This window comes from Stappia sp. TSB10P1A (assembly GCF_900185725.1).
In the GTDB taxonomy this organism is placed as follows: domain Bacteria; phylum Pseudomonadota; class Alphaproteobacteria; order Rhizobiales; family Stappiaceae; genus Stappia.
Genome location: NZ_FYAU01000026.1, coordinates 1 through 16,842 on the forward strand (window position 1 = coordinate 1; position 16,842 = coordinate 16,842).

Consider the following 16,842-nt stretch of genomic DNA (forward strand, 5'->3'; position numbering starts at 1 on the left):
CCGTCATCTCCCGGTCCGAAACCTGCTCAAGCTCCTCGCAGCCGGGAATGCAACGACGCAGAACATCCGCGTCGTTCAGCGCCAACCAAACAGCCCCACGACCCGCCAACAATCGATACTCGCCAACCAAATCCATGGAAGCTCCTCCCGGCCCGGCCAACCGGCGGGGCAATGTCCGCAGGGCCGCTCGTCCAGTCTCCCCCCGGACGCTGTCAGGAAAGGCCAGCCTCCCGCGCTTGTACACTGTACTTTCGGTCGAAGCCGAACGCCCGCTTGTCACCGGCAAGCCGAAGATCCTAGAGTGGGGCGTCGTCGCAAAGTCGTCCGACAGCCAGTCTGTCATGGGGAGGAGAGGCATGCGGCGCGAGGGAGGAGCGACGTGCAGCCGAATGGCGGCATCGATCACGCCTGCGGTGTCGTCGCGCTCGAATGCGACGATCCCGGCGACACCGGATTCTGGGCTCGCGTGGCGACCGCGCGGCAGCGCGTTGGTGCAGGGTTCGCTCTGGCCTTTTTTTCCTCCGCCCGCTTCCCGCCCGCCGCGGTCGCCTCTGCCCTGACAGACAGTTGCCCCGGCCTCCGTCATGCCGCCTGCTCCACCGCCGGCGAAATCACCCGGAACGGCATCTGCGAAGGCAATCTCGTGGTCATTCTGTTTCCGGCCGCGCGCTTTCGCATCGCCGCCCACCGGATCAGCGACATCCGACGCGCCGGCATGGAGCGCATCGTCTCGGAGGTCGGCGATGCGAAGCGCTGCTTCGTGGAGTCCGCGCCCGCCGAGCGCAGCGCGAGCCGCTTCGCCCTCTGTCTGATCGACGGCCTGTCCTTCGCCGAGGAAGCGGTGAGCGCTGCCCTGCACTGGGGCCTCGACGACATTCCGTTGCTTGGCGGATCGGCCGGCGACGACATGCGGTTCGGGACGACCACGCTTATCCTTGACGGCGAACCGGCGAGCGATGCAGCCATCGTGATCCTGGTCGAGACCCAGGTTCCCTTCCACATCTTCAAGACCGACAACTTCGTGCCGACCCCCCACAAGCTGGTTGTCACCCGCTCCGAGCCCGACCGGCGCATCGTGCACGAGTTCAACGCCGCTCCGGCAGCGCAGGAATATGCGCGGGTCATCGGCATGGATCCGCAGAGCCTGTCGCCGATGAGCTTTGCCTCGCATCCGCTGGTCGTGCGGGTCGGCGGCGAATATTACTGCCGCTCCGTCCAGAAGATGAATCCCGACGGGTCTCTCTCGTTCTTCTGCGCGATCGACGACGGTATCGTGATGACGGTTGCCGAACCCGCCGGCATGACGCGTACCACGCGCGCCGCCTTCGACGCCGTGCGCGAGCGCATTGGCGGCATCGATTTCGTCCTCGGCTTCGACTGCGTGCTGCGCCGCATCGACGCCCGCAACCGGCAGGTGACGCACAGGATCGCCGCCATCTATCGCGAGAACAACGTCATCGGCTTCAACACCTATGGCGAACAATACCTGTCGATGCACCTGAACCAGACCTTCACCGGCATTGCCTTCGGTCTTGGGCAAAGCGGCAGGAGCGGTTCATGAGCATTCTCGATATCGCCGACGTCGAACGCCTCAAGCGCATCAACGACGCGTTGATCCACCGTGTCGAGCGCGCGATGGATCAGCAGCGTAACGCCTTCTCGCTGTTCCAGACCGCCATCGCCCTGGAGGGACAGGTCCGCAGGCGCACGGACGAGTTGACCTCGACCCTGCGCAACCTGGAACGCACCAACGCGGAACTCGCCCGGCAAAAGGAGATTTCCGAACGCGCCGACCAGTCGAAGACACGGTTTCTCGCCGCCGCCAGCCACGACGTGCTGCAGCCGCTGCATGCGGCACAACTGACCATGTCGGCGCTCTACGACCTGCAGGATACCGAACGCGGCCGGGCGATGGTCGCTCAGGTCGAGCGCTCGCTCGACACGATGAACGAGTTGCTGCATACGTTGCTCGACATTTCCCGCCTCGATGCGGGGGTCATGGTGCCGAACCACGCGGCGGTGCCGCTCGTTCCGGTGATCGAGTCCCTGCTCTCCGACCTGAAACCGATCGCCGAGGCGAAGGGTCTGCGTCTGCAGACCTCGATCACCGGCGATCACGTCCGCTCCGACCGGACCATGCTGCGGCGCGCGCTGCAAAACCTCATCTCCAATGCCATTCGCTATACGGATCGCGGCGGCGTGCTGATCGGCACCCGTCGGCGCGGCGACATGGTGGCGATCGAGGTAGTCGACACCGGCTGCGGCATCCCCCTCGACCAGCGCGAGCGGATCTTTGACGAGTTCCACCGGGGGCCGGCAGCCAAGGAACGCGCCGGACGTGACGGCGATTGTGCCCTCGGCCTCGGCCTTTCCATCGTGCGACGCCTGGTGACCGCGCTCGGCCACGAGCTCAGCCTGAGTTCGGAAGTGGGCAAGGGGAGCCGCTTCCGCATCCTCGCCGAACGCTGCGAGCCGCCTGCGGCCGGCGAGACACGGTCCCAGACAGCCCAGCGGCCAGTCAGCGACGCCACCCTCGCGGGCCGCCGTGTTCTGCTTCTGGAAAACGACTTCGAGGTGACGCGTGCCATGTCGACCCTGCTCGACGGCTGGGGCTGCGAGCACCGGGTCGCCGCCTCTCAGGCGGAAGCAGCGGAGGTTCTGGACAAAGGTTTCCTGCCCGACCTGATCATCGCCGACCAGCATCTCGACCAGGGCGACCACGGCACCCAAACGGTCGCAACGCTGTTGCAGCGTCTGCGGCGACGCGTGCCTGTCATCCTTGCAACGGCAGACGTCTCGGAGCCGGTCATGGCTCAGGCGGCGCAGCTTGGCGCGGAATTCATGTCCAAGCCGGTCAAGCCCGCACAACTGAGAGCGCTTATGGCGCACATGCTGGCCACCGCGCCTTAGTCAAGAACCCTCAGCCCCGAATGCGCCCGCTCTCGCCGTGTCCAAGGGGATTGGCAGGGTCGAGCCCGGAGATCTGCTCCAGCCGCGACATCTCGATAACCACCTGGGTGCGGCTGTGGACGTTGAGCTTGCGCAGGATTTCCGAGACATGTGCCTTCACTGTGGTCTCGCCGACCTGCAATTCGTAAGCGATCTGCTTGTTGAGCAGGCCGTCGCAGATCATGCCGAGCACCTTGAGCTGCTGCGGCGTCAAGGTGGCGACCCGGTTGATCATGTCCCTGGCATGCGCGTCGATCTGCTCGTCGCCGGCGTCTGCGAGATTGTCCGGGACAAAAACCGCGCCATTGATCACCTTCTGGATCGCGTCGGCAAGGGCCGCCTTCTTGGCCGACTTCGGGATGAAACCGGCGGCCCCGTAGGCAATCACCTGCGAGACCACCTTGGGATCCTCGTGGCCGGAGACAACCACGACCGGCAGGCGCGGAAAATTGGTACGCAAATGCAGCAAGCCGTCCATGCCGCGCACGCCGGGAATGCTGAGATCGAGCAACGCAAGGTCGAAACCGCCCTCCGCCGCAAGGATTTCGCAGGCCTCCGGCAGCGAAGCGGCATCAAGCGTGTCGGCATCCGGATAGGCCAGCGTCACCGCACTGTGCAGGGCTTCCCGAAAAAGCGGATGGTCGTCGATGATCAGGAATTTCGCCATGGCACCGGATTGAACTGTCATGTCGGTCTCTCCGACCATCGCACCGAATGCGTGATCTTCAAAGGTTTTGTCCGAGCAAGGCGGCAGCCGCCAGCGCCCTGGCAACAAGTGTCGCCAAGCACCAGGGTTCCGGCAAGCGGACTAAAGAACGAGAGACGGCGACAAGGGCACCAGCCGGGGACTCATGCGAAGCGGGTGAAGAGCTCCGCCTCGCTGCTTTCGGTATCGCCGACCGCTTCGAAACAGACCACAGGGCCTTCCGACAAGGCCGCATTGTAGGCGAAACCCTCCGCGCACAGGCCGGCGAAGATCTCGATCATGCCGGCCTTGCCGATCTTGTGCGGATGCAGTTCCAGCACGATCCGCTTGAGGCCGCCGACGCGCAGGTTCCGGAACAGGTCGAGCTCCGCCCCCTCGATATCGGCAATGAGAACGGTGATGCCCTTGTCCGCGATGAAGGCCGAGGCATCGACGGCCGGCACACGCACCGTCTCGGTCACGCCTTCCTGGTCCTGGCCGATGCCGGAGCGCCAGAACTCCCGATGCAGGGTGAACTCGACGTAGCCCGTCTTCAGGGTCTGAGGGTCGGAGACGAAGGCCGCATTGATCACCTCGACACCGGTCACACCGTTCTTGAGATGGGTTTGGCGGATATGCGGGATGAGACGCGCGTCCGCCTCGACGGCAGCATAATAGTCAGGCCCGACATTGCGCATCACACCGGCGGAGATGAAGCCGATGCCGGCGCCGAGTTCTAGCACGCGGTCGTCCTTCCGCACAAACCGCGAGGCCATGGAGAGTTCCGAGGCTTCATAGCGGCCGCGGCGGATCTCCTCGATAATGCGGTCGTTGGCAACGGTCTCGTCCAGAGACAGCACCAACCCGCTGGTGCGGTGGGTTACCAATTGCCCCGACATCCGATCCACTCCCGTCACTCCGGCATGCGATGGTGCCACGGCCCGACCCGCAACCAGTTGCATCCGTATTTTTATCGATGCTCGCATTCCGAGCAGACTTGCCTTCTTGTCGCAAAGGTTCCGCCCCTGCGCAAGAGGCGAGACCGGACCGGGAGAGACTGCGGCTTACACGGCCGCCGACCCCGCCAGCTCGACGACCGCCGCAACGAGTGCGTCGGCGGCCTGCTCGAGGTCACCGCTGTTGTCGATGACACGGGCCGGTGCGACGGAAAGCGGCTCGTTGGCGCGGGCGATGCGGGTGGCGATCTCTTCGGCGCTCTCACGACCGCGCGCGGCAAGCCGCGCCGCCAGCACTGTCGGGGTCGCCGTGATCTGGATGACGCAAAGTGTGGGAAACCGCTCCTGCATGGCCGCAAGGGCCACGCGAGACCCATTGACCACGGCGGGATGCCCGCTTGCGAGATGCTCCGACAAGGACGCGGGAAGCCCGTAGCCAAACCCATGCGCACGCCAGCTAAAGGCGAAGGCACCAGCGCGCTCCGCCTCTTCGAAGGTCTCTGCCGTCATGGGCTCGTGCGTCTCCGCATCGGTGCCGGTTGGCCGGGTGATCGTCCGTTGCACAAAAAGCAACTCCGGTCGCCCGGACAAGGCCGCGCGTGCCCTCGCGAGCAGCGTATCCTTGCCGACCCCGCTCGGCCCGACGACCGCGATCAGCGGCCCCTGCCCTTCCGACGCTGCCCCCTGCATCGCTCAGACCACCCGGCGACCTTCGCGCCAGACCGTGCGCACGATCGGGATATGTTCCTCGACCCGCACCCGCACGAGATCGGCGCGTTTGCCGATGGCGATCTCTCCTCGATCCTCAAGCCCGGCAAAGCGGGCCGGGGTACGGGACACCATGGCGATCGACTGCGGCAGATCGATCCCGTCGACCACCTCGCCGAGAAAGAAGGCCGACTGGACGAGACTGAAGGGAATGTAGTCGGACGACAGGATGTCGAGCAGGCCATTGGCGGCGAGATCGCGCGCCGAGACATTGCCCGAATGCGAGCCCCCGCGGACAACATTGGGGGCACCCATCAGCACCGCCAGCCCCTGCGCTTTCGAGGCCCGAGCGGCTTCCAGCGTGGTCGGAAACTCCGCCACCCGGATGCCGAGCTCGACGGCTTCCTCGACATGCGCGTTGGTCGCATCGTCGTGGCTCGCCAGCACCACCCCGCGCGCCCTTGCGCGCTCGGCGAGGATCCGGCGGTTGTTGTCGGACCATTCCGCAGACTGGGCCATACGCCGTTCGCAGAACTCGTTGAACTCGGCGTCGCTCATGCCCCGCTTGCCCTTGTAGTAGACCGCATACGCCTCAAGGCTGACGAACTGGCGCTGGCCGGGCGAATGATCCATCAGCGAGGCGATGCGTACGAGCGGATCGTTCTCGAACACCTCGAAACTCTCAAGACAGTTGGGAGCCGAGACCTCGCAGCGCAGGTGGATGAAATGATCCGCCCGCAGCCTGTCCTTGGCCATCCCCGCCTCGATCGCGTCGGCCAGCCGCCGCATGTCGGCATCGGTGATGTCGGTATCCTCGTCGAGCCCGACGCGCAGGGCATCGAAGACGGTGGTGATGCCGCTGGCTGCGATCTGCGCGTCATGGGCACAGACGGCGGCAATAGGATTCCACCGCACCTTCGGGCGAGGTGCATAGTGGTTTTCCAGGTGATCGGTGTGCAACTCGATGAGGCCGGGGATCACATAGTCGCCGCCCATGTCCTCCGCAGCCGGCAACGACGAGGCGCCGCTGTCGATGCCCGCGATCTTGCCGTCGCGCAGGTGCAGCGAACCCTCGACGACCTGGTCGGCCAGCACGATCCGCGCATTGGTGAGTATGGTGTCCATCGATCCGTCTTTCTCGAAGGGAACGTCTTGTCAGCCGCCTGTTCCCGCAAGCGGCGCCTGATGCAGGCAGATGAAAGGAGCGCCTGGATCAGGCTCGACGAAGATCGCCAGCCTGTCGAAGGCGACAGGATGCGCCAGCAAGGCCTCGAACTGTCCAGCAAGCGCGCGGTGAACGGCCAGTGCCGTTTCCCCCTCCAACCTGTCGCTCAGCGTCATGTGGAAGCGGAATGCGTCGAAAATGTAGGGGTAGCCCCAGTTTTCCAGAAATTCCCGCTCGCGCGGCGACAGCCGCTCCGGACGACGGCGGGCGATTTCCTCCGCCGTGAGAGGCGCTCGAAACGGCTCGAACCGCCGCACCACGGTGGCAGCCAGCGCGTTGAGGTCTTCGGCGGGACCGGCCGGCGTCAAGGCGAAGAAGCCATCAAGATCCGAAACCTTGAGCGCGACCGGAGCGATTGGCGGCGTGTCACGGCAGAAGGCGTCGACAGCTTCGACCAGATCGGCCTCGCTTCGGGTCTCGGCGAGGCGGAAAGGCGCCTTCAACGTACCGTGGAAACCGTACCGCACGGCCGATGCGATGAGGCAGGCGCGGGCCTGTGGCGAGAACCCGCCGACATCCGTCGGCTCGACGGCGCGAGCAAACGCGCTGCGGCCGAGCCATTCCTCAGCCGCGCGAACCAGCGGATGCCCGGCATCGGGCGTAAAATAGATCGCGTATCGCATACGTTCCGCTTTTTGTGGAACCGGAAGCGGGAGCATCGCCGCGCCAGTCGCGGCGATGCCATGCCTCGCATCCGATGGTGGCGGGCCTGCCGGAGGCTTGGGGGTTCCGGCAGGGAGCCGTCGAATTTACGTCCGCCCGACCCGTCCGATCAACAGGCCTCTGAGCCATCCCGAAAGCGAGTCCATCGCCATCACCATCAGCACGATGAGAATGATGTAGTAGCTGACTTCTTCCCAGTCCTTCTGGGTGATGATGGCCTGGGTGAGCAGCAGGCCGATGCCGCCGCCGACAATGGCGCCGATCACGGTGGCGCTTCGGGTGTTCGATTCGAGGAAGTAGAGCACCTGGCTGAGGAGCACCGGGACGATCTGCGGCATCACCCCGAAGCGCGCCTGCTGGATCGGCGAGGCTCCGGTCGACTGAACGCCTTCGATCTGCTTTCGGTCGACGTTTTCCAGCGCTTCGGAGAACAGCTTGCCGAAGGAACCGGTGTCGGTCATCAGGATCGCCAGCGATCCGGTCAGCGGCCCGGGACCGAACGCCCGGCTCAGAATGATCGTCCAGATCAGCCCGTCGACACCACGGACGAAGTCGAACACGCGGCGCAGCGCAAAACGCAAGGATCTCGCCGGCGTAAAATTCGATGCGGCCAGAAACGCGAGGGGCAACGCCACGACAGCGGCGCCCATGGTTCCCAGGAACGCCATCAACACCGTTTCGAACAGCGCCCAGGCCACATCGCCGTGCCGCCACATCTTGTTCGTCCAGAACTCCGACAGCATGTGGACGATGTTCGGCCTTGCCGGATCGACGCGATCTTCCGAGACAGCAAGGCTCGCCAGTTCGCCCACCGAGCGACCACTGAACGGACTGTCGAGCGTGAAGAAGAACAACTCCCAGCCCGGCTCATAGTGGAAGGTCTCGGTCCGAGTGCGGGTCATCGAAAAGCGCCCCTGCGGGGTCGTCACGGTGACACGCGCGGGCGAGGCGTTGATCCAATCCGGAACCTCGCCTTCCGGCAGATCGAGACGGATGCCCTGCCCGTCCGGCTCGACCTGGATCACGCCATAGCCGGGGATGGTGAAGCGCGCGCCGGTCCCCTCATAGACCACCTCGTGCTCCTTGCCGAGGTCGATCCGGGTAACGCCGTCCTGCATGCTCACCCACGCGGGCAGCCGGCCGGGCGGATAGGTGCCCTTGTTCTCGCCCTCGATCGCGACACTCACCTCGCCGCTGCGATTGTCGCGCGTGACATGCGTCTTGTAACTCCAGAAGTCGGACAACAGGATCGCCGCATTGTCGGTCCTGGCGCTCGCCACCAGGCCCGGAATGTTGAAGGCGAAGAAGATATAGATCAGATAGACGAGGACCACCGCCGGGAGGGCAAAGGCAAGGCGCTGCTTGCGGCCGAAGGCGGCAAGAACCGCCTCGCCCAGCGACCCCTCATGCGTGGTGGAGAGCATGGCGGCCATGTCAGTGTCCCTTCACCAGCTTGTGCCGAAAGTGGCTCGAAACCTGGTCGATGACGACGATTGTGGCGAAGAGCAGCAGGAAGATCGCCACGACCTGGTCGTAGCGACCCTGGCCCCACTGCATCGCGGTCTTGAGGTCGTAGCCGATGCCGCCGGAACCGACGAAGCCCAGGATTGCGGAGGCCCGCACGTTGATCTCGAAGCGCAGCAACGCATAGGAAAGCCAGTTCGGCGTAACCTGAGGCAGCACGCCGAGCCACATCGCCTGGCTCCAGCTCGCACCTGCCGAAGACAGGCCCTCGACCGGCTTGCGGTCGGCGTTCTCGCTCACTTCCGAGAAGAGCTTGCCGAGAGCGCCTGTGGTGTGGAAGGCGATGGCGATCATGGCCGGTACAGGCCCGCCGCCGAGCAGGAAGATCAGAATGAGCGCGATGACGATCTCCGGGATCGCCCGCATACCATCCATCATCCGGCGGAACAGCGGGATAAGCCGCGGGAAGCGGGCAAGGCCGCGCGTCGACAGAAGCGACAGCAGCGCCCCGCCGCAGGCACCGACGAGCGTTGCCACGCCGGCAATGTTGATCGTCTCGATCAGCGAGGGAAGAAACTTCCACATCAGACCCGGCAGGTTGGCCGCCTTGGCCACCGCCTCGCTCACGACTTCGGAGGGGAAATCGAAGAACTGGTGGATGCCCGCCCAGAAGCCGCCGGCATTGCGCGCGTCGGCCAGTTGGAAACCCGAGACCATCAGCAGGACGAAGACCAGCAGCAGGATGCCGCTGTACATCTGCCGCTGGCGGGCATGGGCGAGATAGTCGGCGCGGATATCGCCCGACCTTGCGAAAGCCGTGTCCGTCATGAGGTCCTGCTGCAGGTGGCTCTGGCGAAAACGCACGGGCGGGACACAGGCCCCGCCCGGCAATCACGAAGACAGATCGATCAGTTGCTCTGGGCCTTGCGGACCGCGATGATCGACTCGTAAGCCTCATGGGCGATCGGCTCGAAGCCGGCCGTCTCGCCGGCAGCCACGTTGTAGGCGCACTGCGCGTCCTTGCCGTGCAGGTCCTTCAGAAGCTGCGTGACCTTCTCCTTGACGTCGGCCGGAAGGGCACGACGCAGCACGATCGGGCCTTCCGGGATCGGCTTGGAGCGCCAGATCTCGACCAGGTCGTTCATGTCGACCAGGCCGGCATCGACCGCCTTGCGCAGGGCGCCGGAATTGTAGCCGTCTTCCCACTCGCCCTGGCCGTCGGCCCAGGTCACGCCGCCGTCGACATCGCCGTTCTTGACCGCAACGATGGTCTGCTCATGGCCGCCGGTGAAGACGACCTCGCCAAAATAGGCGCCGTTGTCCATGGACGCACCGGTGATCTGCGGGATCTCGATGGACGGGATCAGGTAGCCGGAGGTCGAGTTCGGATCGCCGAAGCCGAACTTCTTGCCCTTCATGTCCTCAAGCGAGGCAATGCCGCTGTCCTTGCGGGCAAAACCGATGGAATGGTAGGAGAAGGAGCCGTCGAGATTGGTCTTGACGAGCACGACGTCGACCGCTTCCGGGTTCGTCAGATAGGTCTTCGCATAGGCCGAGGCACCGAGCCAAGCCATGTCGATCGAACCGCCCAGCAGCCCCTGGATCACGCCGTCATAGTCGGCGGGAGTGAAGATCTTGGTCTCGACGCCGAGCAGATCCTGGACATAAGCGCGCAGGCACTCGTTGGAGGCCAGACGGTCCTGGGCATTCTCGCCGCCGAGGACGCCGATGCGGAACTCGTTGATCTCCTGCGCCGTCGCACCGACGGACAGGGTCGCGACCGCGGTGGCGGCCAAGAGAAGCTTCTTGAGCATATGACGTCTCCTGAAAGAGTCGTTTGTCGTTGTTGCGTGTGACCGTGCGCGGACGCCGCGCCGGATCCTGCGGCTCATGCGGAGGCGTTGGCCGTCCGCAGCATGGCCGGGGATGGTGTACCCACCGCCGCTGTCGCAGGTCGGGCGGTGATGCTGGTCGAGGTGATGGCCTCGGAAATCTCGTTGCCGTCGCCGTCGGTGCCGTAGATTTCCCGCACCGCTTCAGCGGTCAGTTCGTCGGCGGTCCCGTCGAAAACCACGCGGCCTTGCGCCATGCCGATGATCCGCTCGCAATAGGTGCGCGCTGTGTCGAGCGTGTGCAGGTTGGTGATGACGGTGATTCCCTCGCGCTCGTTGATGTCCTTGAGCGCGTCCATGACGATCTTGGCGTTCAGGGGATCGAGCGAGGCGATCGGCTCGTCCGCCAGCAGCACCTTCGGCGACTGCATCAACGCGCGGGCAATCGCAACGCGCTGCTGCTGGCCGCCCGACAGGGCCTCGGCGCGCTTCAACGCATGCTCGGCGACACCCAGCCGCTCCAGAATGTCGATGGCACGCAGGATGTCCGCCTTCGGAAACAGGTTGAAGACGGTGGCGAGCGTCGAGCGGGCATTCAGCGTCCCGTGCAGCACGTTCGACACCACATCGAGCCGCGGCACCAGGTTGAATTGCTGGAACACCATCGCGCAATCCCGTCGCCAGGAGCGAAGCGCGGATCCCGAAAGGGCAGAGACCTCGGTGTCGCGGAATACGATCTTTCCGCCGTTCGGATCGACAAGCCGGTTGAGCATTCGCAACAGAGTGGATTTTCCGGCTCCCGAGCGGCCAATGACGCCGACCATCTGCCCGTCCGGGATGTCGAGCGTCACGGCATCCACCGCGGTCAGCATTCCGAACTTTCGCGTCACACCGTCGAGCTTGAACATCTGCGCCTCAATCTTGATAATTGAAGCTTGCGTACTCCGCACAGATGACAAGGAATCTGCGATTTTATGACAATTCCCTGACGTTTACCGGATGCGGAACAGTAGTGCGACGGCTGAACACTTCAGAAAGCCCGCTCATAGCGCTCCAGAAACGCCGCCGCGTCGAGAGTGCGGAAATCCTCGAGCGTTTCGCGCAGCCGGTCATGGCTCCAATCCCACCAGGCAAGTGCCTGCATCCGCGTAACAATATCCGCCGGAAACCGTTCGCGGATCAGCCTTGCGGGAACCCCACCGACGATGGTGTAGGGCGCGACGTCCCGCGACACGACCGCACCCGATCCGATGACAGCGCCGTCCCCCACCGAAACGCCGGGAAGGATGGTCGCGCCATGACCGATCCAGGTGTCGTGGCCGATCCGTACCCGCGCCGCGCGCCGCCGCTGGAAAAACTCCGCCTCCTGATCGGCATCGTCCCAGTAGTCGTTCGCCCGATAGGTGAAATGATGCAGCGTTGCCCGCTCCATCGGATGATGGGTGGCATTGATGCGGACGCAGGCGGCGATGTTCGCGAACTTGCCGATCTCCGCGTTCCAGATCATCGCGTCGCGCATCACATAGGAATAATCGTCCATCCGGGTTTCGCTGATGCTGACCCGCGCATCCACCTCCGTGTAGCGACCGAACTCGCAGTCGCTGACCTCGGCGGTCGGATGGATGAAGGGAGTTTCGGAAAGTCGTGCCATCGTCTCCCCCTCAGGCCGCGCGGGCCGGCGCGAAGCCGCGCACGTCGATGATCCTGTCCGCGACGGCCTCGCGCACTTCCTCGTCATGGAAGATGCCGATCTGGGCGACGCCCTTAGCCTTCTTCTCGGCGATCAGCTCGATGACGATCCGCCTGTTGGCGGCATCGAGCGAGGCGGTCGGCTCGTCGAGCAGCAGCACGGGATGATCGGTGATGAAGCCGCGGGCAATGTTCACGCGCTGCTGTTCGCCGCCCGAAAAGGTCGCCGGCGGCAGTTGCCAGAGCCGCTGCGGCAGGTTGAGCCGGTCCAGCATCTCGCTCGCCCGTTCGCGGGCTACCGCCGTATTGGCGCCGCGCAGGACCAGCGGTTCGGCAACCACATCGACGGCGGCGACGCGCGGAACTGTGCGCAGGAACTGGCTGACATAGCCGAGTGTCTCGCGGCGGATGGCCAGCACGAGACGCGGCGAGGCGGCGACAAGGTCGACCAGTTCCCCGCCGTGGCGGATCAGGATCTCGCCGCTGCTTGCGGCGTAGTTTCCATACAGCATCTTGAGGATGGAGCTCTTGCCCGCACCGGACGGACCGCCGAGTACCACGCATTCGCCGGCGCGAACCTCGAAGGCGGCGCCGTCCACCACGGGCAGTTCGAGGCCACCCTGCAGATGCATGCAGAAGGTCTTGGAAAGCGCGCGCGCCCGGACGGCCATCGCGGCCTCCTTTCGGCTGACGGGATCGGTCATGGTCACACCTGCAGGATGGAAGAGACGAGAAGCTGGGTGTAGGGCGCCTGCGGATCGTCGAGCACACGGTCGGTGAGCCCTTCCTCGACCACCCGGCCGTCCTTCATCACGATCATGCGATGCGAGAGCAGCCGGGCCACCGCCAGGTCATGAGTCACGACAATGGCGGCAAGTCCGAGATCGTTGACGAGCCCGCGCAGCAGATCGAGCAGGCGCGCCTGCACCGAAACGTCGAGGCCGCCCGTCGGCTCGTCCATGAAGACGAGGCGCGGCCCGGTCACGAGGTTTCGGGCGATCTGCAGGCGCTGGCGCATGCCGCCGGAAAAGGCGCGCGGCTGGTCGTCGATACGGTCCTCCGCAATCTCCACCCGCGACAGCCAATGGGTGGCAGTGTCGCGAATGCGGCCGTAATGGCGCTCGCCGACGGCCATCAGCCGCTCGCCGACATTGGCGCCGGCCGACACGGTCATGCGCAGCCCGTCGGCCGGGTTCTGGTGCACGAAACCCCAGTCGGTGCGCATCAGCAGGCGCCGTTCGGCCTCGCTCATGCGATAGAGATCGCGCATCGCGCCGTCGCGCATGCGGTAGCTGACACTCCCCGTGCTGGGCTCCAGGCGGGTCGAGATGCAGTTGAGCAATGTCGTCTTGCCCGAGCCGCTTTCGCCGACGATCGCCAGCACCTCGCCCGGATAGACCTCGAACGAGACATCCCGGCAGCCGACCCGCTCGCCGTAATAGCGCGACAGGCCCTCGACGCTCAGCAGCGGCATTTCCTGCAGCCTCATCATCGTCCCGTATCCTCCTGGACCTGGCCATGGCCCGCATAGGCCTCGTCGGGCGACAGACGACCGCGATGGCCGGCCGCGCGGCGGTCCTCGCAATGATCGGTGTCCGAGCAGACAAACATCCGCCCGCCGCGGTCGTCGAGGATCACCTCGTCGAGATAGACGCCCTCGGCACCGCACAGGGCACAGGGCTCGTCGAAGGTCTGGATCTCGAAGGGATGGTCCTCGAAATCGAGGCTGACGACCCTTGTATGCGGCGGGATGGCATAGATGCGCTTCTCCCGGCCGGCGCCGAAGAGTTGCAAGGCATCGCTCATGTCCATCTTCGGATTGTCGAATTTCGGCGTCGGCGAGGGATCCATCACATAGCGGCCGGCGACCAGCACCGGATAGGCATAGGTGGTGGCAATATGGCCGTGGCGGGCGATGTCCTCGTAGAGCTTGACGTGCATCAGCCCGTATTCCTCGAGCGCGTGCATCTTGCGGGTTTCCGTCTCGCGTGGCTCGAGAAAGCGCAGCGGCTCGGGGATCGGCACCTGGTAGACCAGCACCTGCCCTGCCTGGAGCTTTTCCTCCGGAATGCGGTGGCGCGTCTGGATGATCGTCGCCTCGCGGGTCTTCGTCGTCACCGCGACGCTGGCGACCTTCTGGAAGAAGGCGCGGATCGACACCGCGTTGGTGGTGTCGTCCGCCCCCTGGTCGATGACCTTCAGCACGTCCTGCGGCCCGATGATCGAGGCGGTGACCTGCACGCCGCCCGTGCCCCAGCCATAGGGCATCGGCATCTCACGGCTGGCGAAGGGAACCTGGTAGCCGGGAATGGCGATGGCTTTCAGGATCGCCCGGCGGATCATCCGCTTCGTCTGTTCGTCCAGATAAGCGAAATTGTAAGTGGCGAGGTCTTCGCCGAGTGCGGCTGCGGCGCTCATTCGGCGGCCTCCTGCGTGTCATGGTCGCGCGACTGCCGCACCTCGAACTCCGCCCGCATCCGGCGGACGAGATCGAGTTCGGCCTGGAAGTCGACGTAATGCGGCAGTTTCAGATGCTCGACGAAGCCCGTCGCCTGGACGTTGTCGGCATGGGAAATGACGAATTCCTCGTCCTGTGCCGGAGCGACCCGGTCCTCGCCCAATTCTCCGGCGCGCAGCGACCGGTCGACCAGCGCCATCGCCATCGCCTTGCGCTCCGACTGGCCGAAAACGAGGCCATAGCCGCGGGTGAATTGCGGCGGCAGCTTCGCCGAACCGGCGAACTGGTTGACCATCTGGCATTCCGTGACCCGGATGCGGCCGAGCGAGACGGCAAAGCCGAGTTCCGGCACGTCCATCTCCACCTCGACCTCGCCGATGCGGATCTCGCCGGCGAAGGGGTGCGTACGTCCATAGCCACGCTGGGTGGAATAGCCGAGCGCCAGCAGAAAGCCCTCGTCGCCGCGCGCAAGCGCCTGGAGACGCAGGTCCCGAGCCATCGGGAACTCCATCGGCTCGCGCGTCAGGTCGCCGGAGGGCTCCCGCGGCATCTCGGCCGAGTCACCGGTGAAGGCCCGCTCGATCAGGTCTTCCTGGGCGAGGATATCGGCGACGCGGGTCAGCGGCTCGCCTTCGCTGTCGCGCGCCGGCGCGGTCTCTACCGCCTCGTCGCCGGCAAGCGCGGGATCGAGCAGGCGATGCGTGTAGTCGAAGGTCGGGCCGAGAACCTGTCCGCCCGGCAGATCCTTGTAAGTCGCCGAAACCCGCCGTTCGGCGATCATCTCGCCGGTCTCGACCGGCTGCGAGGCGCCGAAGCGCGGCAGCGTCGTGCGATAGGCGCGCAGCAGGAAGATCGCCTCGATCATGTCGCCCCGCGCCTGCTTGACGGCCAGCGCCGCCAGATCCGGCGCGTAGAGCGAGGCCTCCGCCATCACCCGGTCGACGGCCAGCGCAAGTTGTTCGACGATCTGCTCCACTGTGATCGACGGCAACGACCGGTCGCCGCGACGGCGGTCGGCGAGCATCTTGTGGGCGTTGGCGATGGCCGCCTCGCCGCCCTTGACTGCGACATACATCAGCCTGCCTCCGGCTCGTTGACATGGGATACGACCGTGCTGCGCGGCAGCGCCATCATGCACAGCCCCGCCACCAGAACGACGTCCACGCCGCGCGGAAAGAGCGCCCGATTGGCGGCGCGCTGCGTCATGAACGTAGCCGGAAGACCGCGCGGGGCGATCCGCCTCTGCCCGTCGATACCGGGTCCTTCAAGCCTGAGGGCGGCGCCGCCATCCAGCGCCTCCACCTCGACCACCAGCGTCGTCGAGCGGTCGGGATACTCCTGCGTTCCAGACGCAAAATCGGCCATGTCCGGCATGGTCTCGCCCTTCACGAAGGCGAAGGCGGATCTCTCCGGCCCTTGTGCCAGCGGCGCTCCGCACTGGAAAGACAGCCATGCGCGCACACTCTCGCTGTCGATATCGCGATCCAGCCAGACCGGCGTGTCGGGGTCGCAGAGCGCGAGCGCGACGGCGCCCGGACCTTGCCCAAGGGGAGCGGGCGGCGCGACGCCTGCAGGAAGAGTGTGAACGGTGCCGGGTCGGGCCGTCACGTCCATCAGCGCGCGGAAGACGGCCTGCGCTTCGAACACCGGATCGCTGAACCCGCCGGAAACGGCGAGCGTCGAAAGACGGGCATCGGACATCAGTCGTCTCCCCGGACCATGGTGAAGAAGTCGACTCGGGTTGCGGCGGCCTCGCGCTTGACGCGGGAGACCTCCTCGGCACGGGCTGCGGCCAATGGCGCCAATACCTGCGCCTCGATGTCTGTTCGGCGCGCGCCCTCGCTCCACATGGCCGCGAGCACAGCCGAAAGCCGCGCCTTTGCCCTGTCCTGCCCCAACGCATAGGCATGACCGACAGCCCCGCTCGCAAGCCGGACCGTCGCCCGCGTCACCGCAGCCTCTCCGAGATTGAAGGGCGCGCCGTCACCGCCGATGCGGCCGCGCACCATCACCAGCCCGATCTCGGGTCCCCGCACCGGCGCCGCCTCCGGCAGGGATCCGAGCGCCTCGGCACAGGCGTCGATCTCATCGCCCGGCGAGGCAGCCAGCACATCCATCAGCCGTTTCAGTCCCTGTTCAGAGCCGCCTGCCGTCTCTGCCTTCGCCATCCGCAACTCCGTCGTCTCTCCTGGGCTGCGAGCGCCTGTATCAAC

Annotated in this window: 18 protein-coding genes; 2 read left to right on the forward strand and 16 right to left on the reverse strand. The window is 65.5% G+C overall.

What is annotated here, in order from left to right:
- Positions 1–1,561, forward strand: a 1,561-nt coding sequence (locus tag TSB10P1A_RS11390) for an FIST N-terminal domain-containing protein (protein ID WP_371515094.1), incomplete at its 5' end; no start/stop codon positions are given.
- Positions 1,558–2,910 carry a hybrid sensor histidine kinase/response regulator gene (locus TSB10P1A_RS11395; protein ID WP_186388055.1) on the forward strand — a complete coding sequence of 451 codons (1,353 nt, stop codon included), beginning with the start codon at positions 1,558–1,560 and terminating at the stop codon, positions 2,908–2,910. The genes TSB10P1A_RS11390 and TSB10P1A_RS11395, both read left to right, overlap by 4 nt.
- A 10-nt stretch (positions 2,911–2,920) precedes the next feature.
- Here TSB10P1A_RS11395 and TSB10P1A_RS11400 read toward each other — a convergent pair whose 3' ends face one another.
- The 16 genes from TSB10P1A_RS11400 to phnG all read right to left on the reverse strand — a co-directional run bounded on the left by TSB10P1A_RS11400 (position 2,921) and on the right by phnG (position 16,797).
- Complete coding sequence (locus TSB10P1A_RS11400; RefSeq protein ID WP_186388056.1) at positions 2,921–3,637, reverse strand: response regulator transcription factor; 717 nt, start codon at positions 3,635–3,637, stop codon at positions 2,921–2,923.
- Between the two features lie 161 nt (positions 3,638–3,798).
- Positions 3,799–4,533 carry an FkbM family methyltransferase gene (locus tag TSB10P1A_RS11405; RefSeq protein ID WP_186388057.1) on the reverse strand — a complete coding sequence of 245 codons (735 nt, stop codon included), beginning with the start codon at positions 4,531–4,533 and terminating at the stop codon, positions 3,799–3,801.
- 165 nt (positions 4,534–4,698) lie between these two features.
- Positions 4,699–5,280, reverse strand: a complete 582-nt coding sequence (gene phnN, locus TSB10P1A_RS11410) for a phosphonate metabolism protein/1,5-bisphosphokinase (PRPP-forming) PhnN (RefSeq protein ID WP_186388058.1) — start codon at positions 5,278–5,280, stop codon at positions 4,699–4,701.
- 3 nt (positions 5,281–5,283) lie between these two features.
- Positions 5,284–6,423 carry an alpha-D-ribose 1-methylphosphonate 5-triphosphate diphosphatase gene (locus tag TSB10P1A_RS11415; protein WP_186388059.1) on the reverse strand — a complete coding sequence of 380 codons (1,140 nt, stop codon included), beginning with the start codon at positions 6,421–6,423 and terminating at the stop codon, positions 5,284–5,286.
- Positions 6,424–6,453: 30 nt separating this feature from the next.
- Positions 6,454–7,146 (reverse strand): DUF1045 domain-containing protein, encoded by a 693-nt coding sequence (locus TSB10P1A_RS11420; RefSeq protein ID WP_186388060.1) that lies wholly within the window; start codon positions 7,144–7,146, stop codon positions 6,454–6,456.
- A 126-nt stretch (positions 7,147–7,272) separates the two neighbouring features.
- On the reverse strand, positions 7,273–8,619 hold the full coding sequence (phnE, locus tag TSB10P1A_RS11425) for a phosphonate ABC transporter, permease protein PhnE (protein ID WP_208987082.1): 1,347 nt from the start codon (positions 8,617–8,619) through the stop codon (positions 7,273–7,275).
- Between the two features lies 1 nt (position 8,620).
- Positions 8,621–9,478, reverse strand: a complete 858-nt coding sequence (phnE, locus tag TSB10P1A_RS11430) for a phosphonate ABC transporter, permease protein PhnE (RefSeq protein WP_186388061.1) — start codon at positions 9,476–9,478, stop codon at positions 8,621–8,623.
- Positions 9,479–9,558: 80 nt separating this feature from the next.
- Positions 9,559–10,464 (reverse strand): phosphonate ABC transporter substrate-binding protein, encoded by a 906-nt coding sequence (phnD, locus tag TSB10P1A_RS11435; protein ID WP_186388062.1) that lies wholly within the window; start codon positions 10,462–10,464, stop codon positions 9,559–9,561.
- Between the two features lie 74 nt (positions 10,465–10,538).
- The gene (gene phnC / locus TSB10P1A_RS11440; protein ID WP_186388063.1) at positions 10,539–11,390 is read right to left on the reverse strand and encodes a phosphonate ABC transporter ATP-binding protein; all 852 of its coding nucleotides are present in this window, start codon (positions 11,388–11,390) and stop codon (positions 10,539–10,541) included.
- A 122-nt stretch (positions 11,391–11,512) separates the two neighbouring features.
- Entirely contained in the window at positions 11,513–12,133 is a 621-nt protein-coding gene (locus TSB10P1A_RS11445) for a DapH/DapD/GlmU-related protein (protein WP_186388064.1), read from the reverse strand.
- A gap of 10 nt (positions 12,134–12,143) precedes the next feature.
- A complete protein-coding gene (phnL, locus tag TSB10P1A_RS11450) occupies positions 12,144–12,842 on the reverse strand; it encodes a phosphonate C-P lyase system protein PhnL (protein ID WP_186388467.1) in 699 nt (232 codons plus the stop codon).
- A 35-nt stretch (positions 12,843–12,877) separates the two neighbouring features.
- Positions 12,878–13,654 carry a phosphonate C-P lyase system protein PhnK gene (phnK, locus tag TSB10P1A_RS11455; protein WP_186388468.1) on the reverse strand — a complete coding sequence of 259 codons (777 nt, stop codon included), beginning with the start codon at positions 13,652–13,654 and terminating at the stop codon, positions 12,878–12,880.
- A gap of 5 nt (positions 13,655–13,659) precedes the next feature.
- On the reverse strand, positions 13,660–14,589 hold the full coding sequence (locus tag TSB10P1A_RS11460; RefSeq protein ID WP_186388065.1) for an alpha-D-ribose 1-methylphosphonate 5-phosphate C-P-lyase PhnJ: 930 nt from the start codon (positions 14,587–14,589) through the stop codon (positions 13,660–13,662).
- The gene (locus TSB10P1A_RS11465; protein WP_186388066.1) at positions 14,586–15,704 is read right to left on the reverse strand and encodes a carbon-phosphorus lyase complex subunit PhnI; all 1,119 of its coding nucleotides are present in this window, start codon (positions 15,702–15,704) and stop codon (positions 14,586–14,588) included. Before TSB10P1A_RS11465 ends, TSB10P1A_RS11460 begins: the two co-directional genes overlap by 4 nt.
- The gene (gene phnH, locus TSB10P1A_RS11470) at positions 15,704–16,330 is read right to left on the reverse strand and encodes a phosphonate C-P lyase system protein PhnH (protein WP_186388067.1); all 627 of its coding nucleotides are present in this window, start codon (positions 16,328–16,330) and stop codon (positions 15,704–15,706) included. The genes TSB10P1A_RS11465 and phnH overlap by 1 nt, the downstream gene beginning before the upstream one ends.
- The gene (phnG, locus tag TSB10P1A_RS11475; RefSeq protein ID WP_244293086.1) at positions 16,330–16,797 is read right to left on the reverse strand and encodes a phosphonate C-P lyase system protein PhnG; all 468 of its coding nucleotides are present in this window, start codon (positions 16,795–16,797) and stop codon (positions 16,330–16,332) included. Before phnG ends, phnH begins: the two co-directional genes overlap by 1 nt.
- Positions 16,798–16,842: the final 45 nt, after the last annotated feature.

Excerpts from the sequence above, each read along its gene's own strand:
- TSB10P1A_RS11395 (WP_186388055.1), top strand. The coding sequence starts at position 1,558 with ATGAGCATTCTCGATATCGCCGACGTCGAACGCCTCAAGCGCATCAAC.
- TSB10P1A_RS11400 (WP_186388056.1), bottom strand. The coding sequence starts at position 3,637 with ATGACAGTTCAATCCGGTGCCATGGCGAAATTCCTGATCATCGACGAC.
- TSB10P1A_RS11405 (WP_186388057.1), bottom strand. The coding sequence starts at position 4,533 with ATGTCGGGGCAATTGGTAACCCACCGCACCAGCGGGTTGGTGCTGTCT.
- phnN (WP_186388058.1), bottom strand. The coding sequence starts at position 5,280 with ATGCAGGGGGCAGCGTCGGAAGGGCAGGGGCCGCTGATCGCGGTCGTC.
- TSB10P1A_RS11415 (WP_186388059.1), bottom strand. The coding sequence starts at position 6,423 with ATGGACACCATACTCACCAATGCGCGGATCGTGCTGGCCGACCAGGTC.
- TSB10P1A_RS11420 (WP_186388060.1), bottom strand. The coding sequence starts at position 7,146 with ATGCGATACGCGATCTATTTTACGCCCGATGCCGGGCATCCGCTGGTT.
- phnE (WP_208987082.1), bottom strand. The coding sequence starts at position 8,619 with ATGGCCGCCATGCTCTCCACCACGCATGAGGGGTCGCTGGGCGAGGCG.
- phnE (WP_186388061.1), bottom strand. The coding sequence starts at position 9,478 with ATGACGGACACGGCTTTCGCAAGGTCGGGCGATATCCGCGCCGACTAT.
- phnD (WP_186388062.1), bottom strand. The coding sequence starts at position 10,464 with ATGCTCAAGAAGCTTCTCTTGGCCGCCACCGCGGTCGCGACCCTGTCC.
- phnC (WP_186388063.1), bottom strand. The coding sequence starts at position 11,390 with ATGTTCAAGCTCGACGGTGTGACGCGAAAGTTCGGAATGCTGACCGCG.
- TSB10P1A_RS11445 (WP_186388064.1), bottom strand. The coding sequence starts at position 12,133 with ATGGCACGACTTTCCGAAACTCCCTTCATCCATCCGACCGCCGAGGTC.
- phnL (WP_186388467.1), bottom strand. The coding sequence starts at position 12,842 with ATGGCCGTCCGGGCGCGCGCGCTTTCCAAGACCTTCTGCATGCATCTG.
- TSB10P1A_RS11460 (WP_186388065.1), bottom strand. The coding sequence starts at position 14,589 with ATGAGCGCCGCAGCCGCACTCGGCGAAGACCTCGCCACTTACAATTTC.
- TSB10P1A_RS11465 (WP_186388066.1), bottom strand. The coding sequence starts at position 15,704 with ATGTATGTCGCAGTCAAGGGCGGCGAGGCGGCCATCGCCAACGCCCAC.
- phnH (WP_186388067.1), bottom strand. The coding sequence starts at position 16,330 with ATGTCCGATGCCCGTCTTTCGACGCTCGCCGTTTCCGGCGGGTTCAGC.
- phnG (WP_244293086.1), bottom strand. The coding sequence starts at position 16,797 with ATGGCGAAGGCAGAGACGGCAGGCGGCTCTGAACAGGGACTGAAACGG.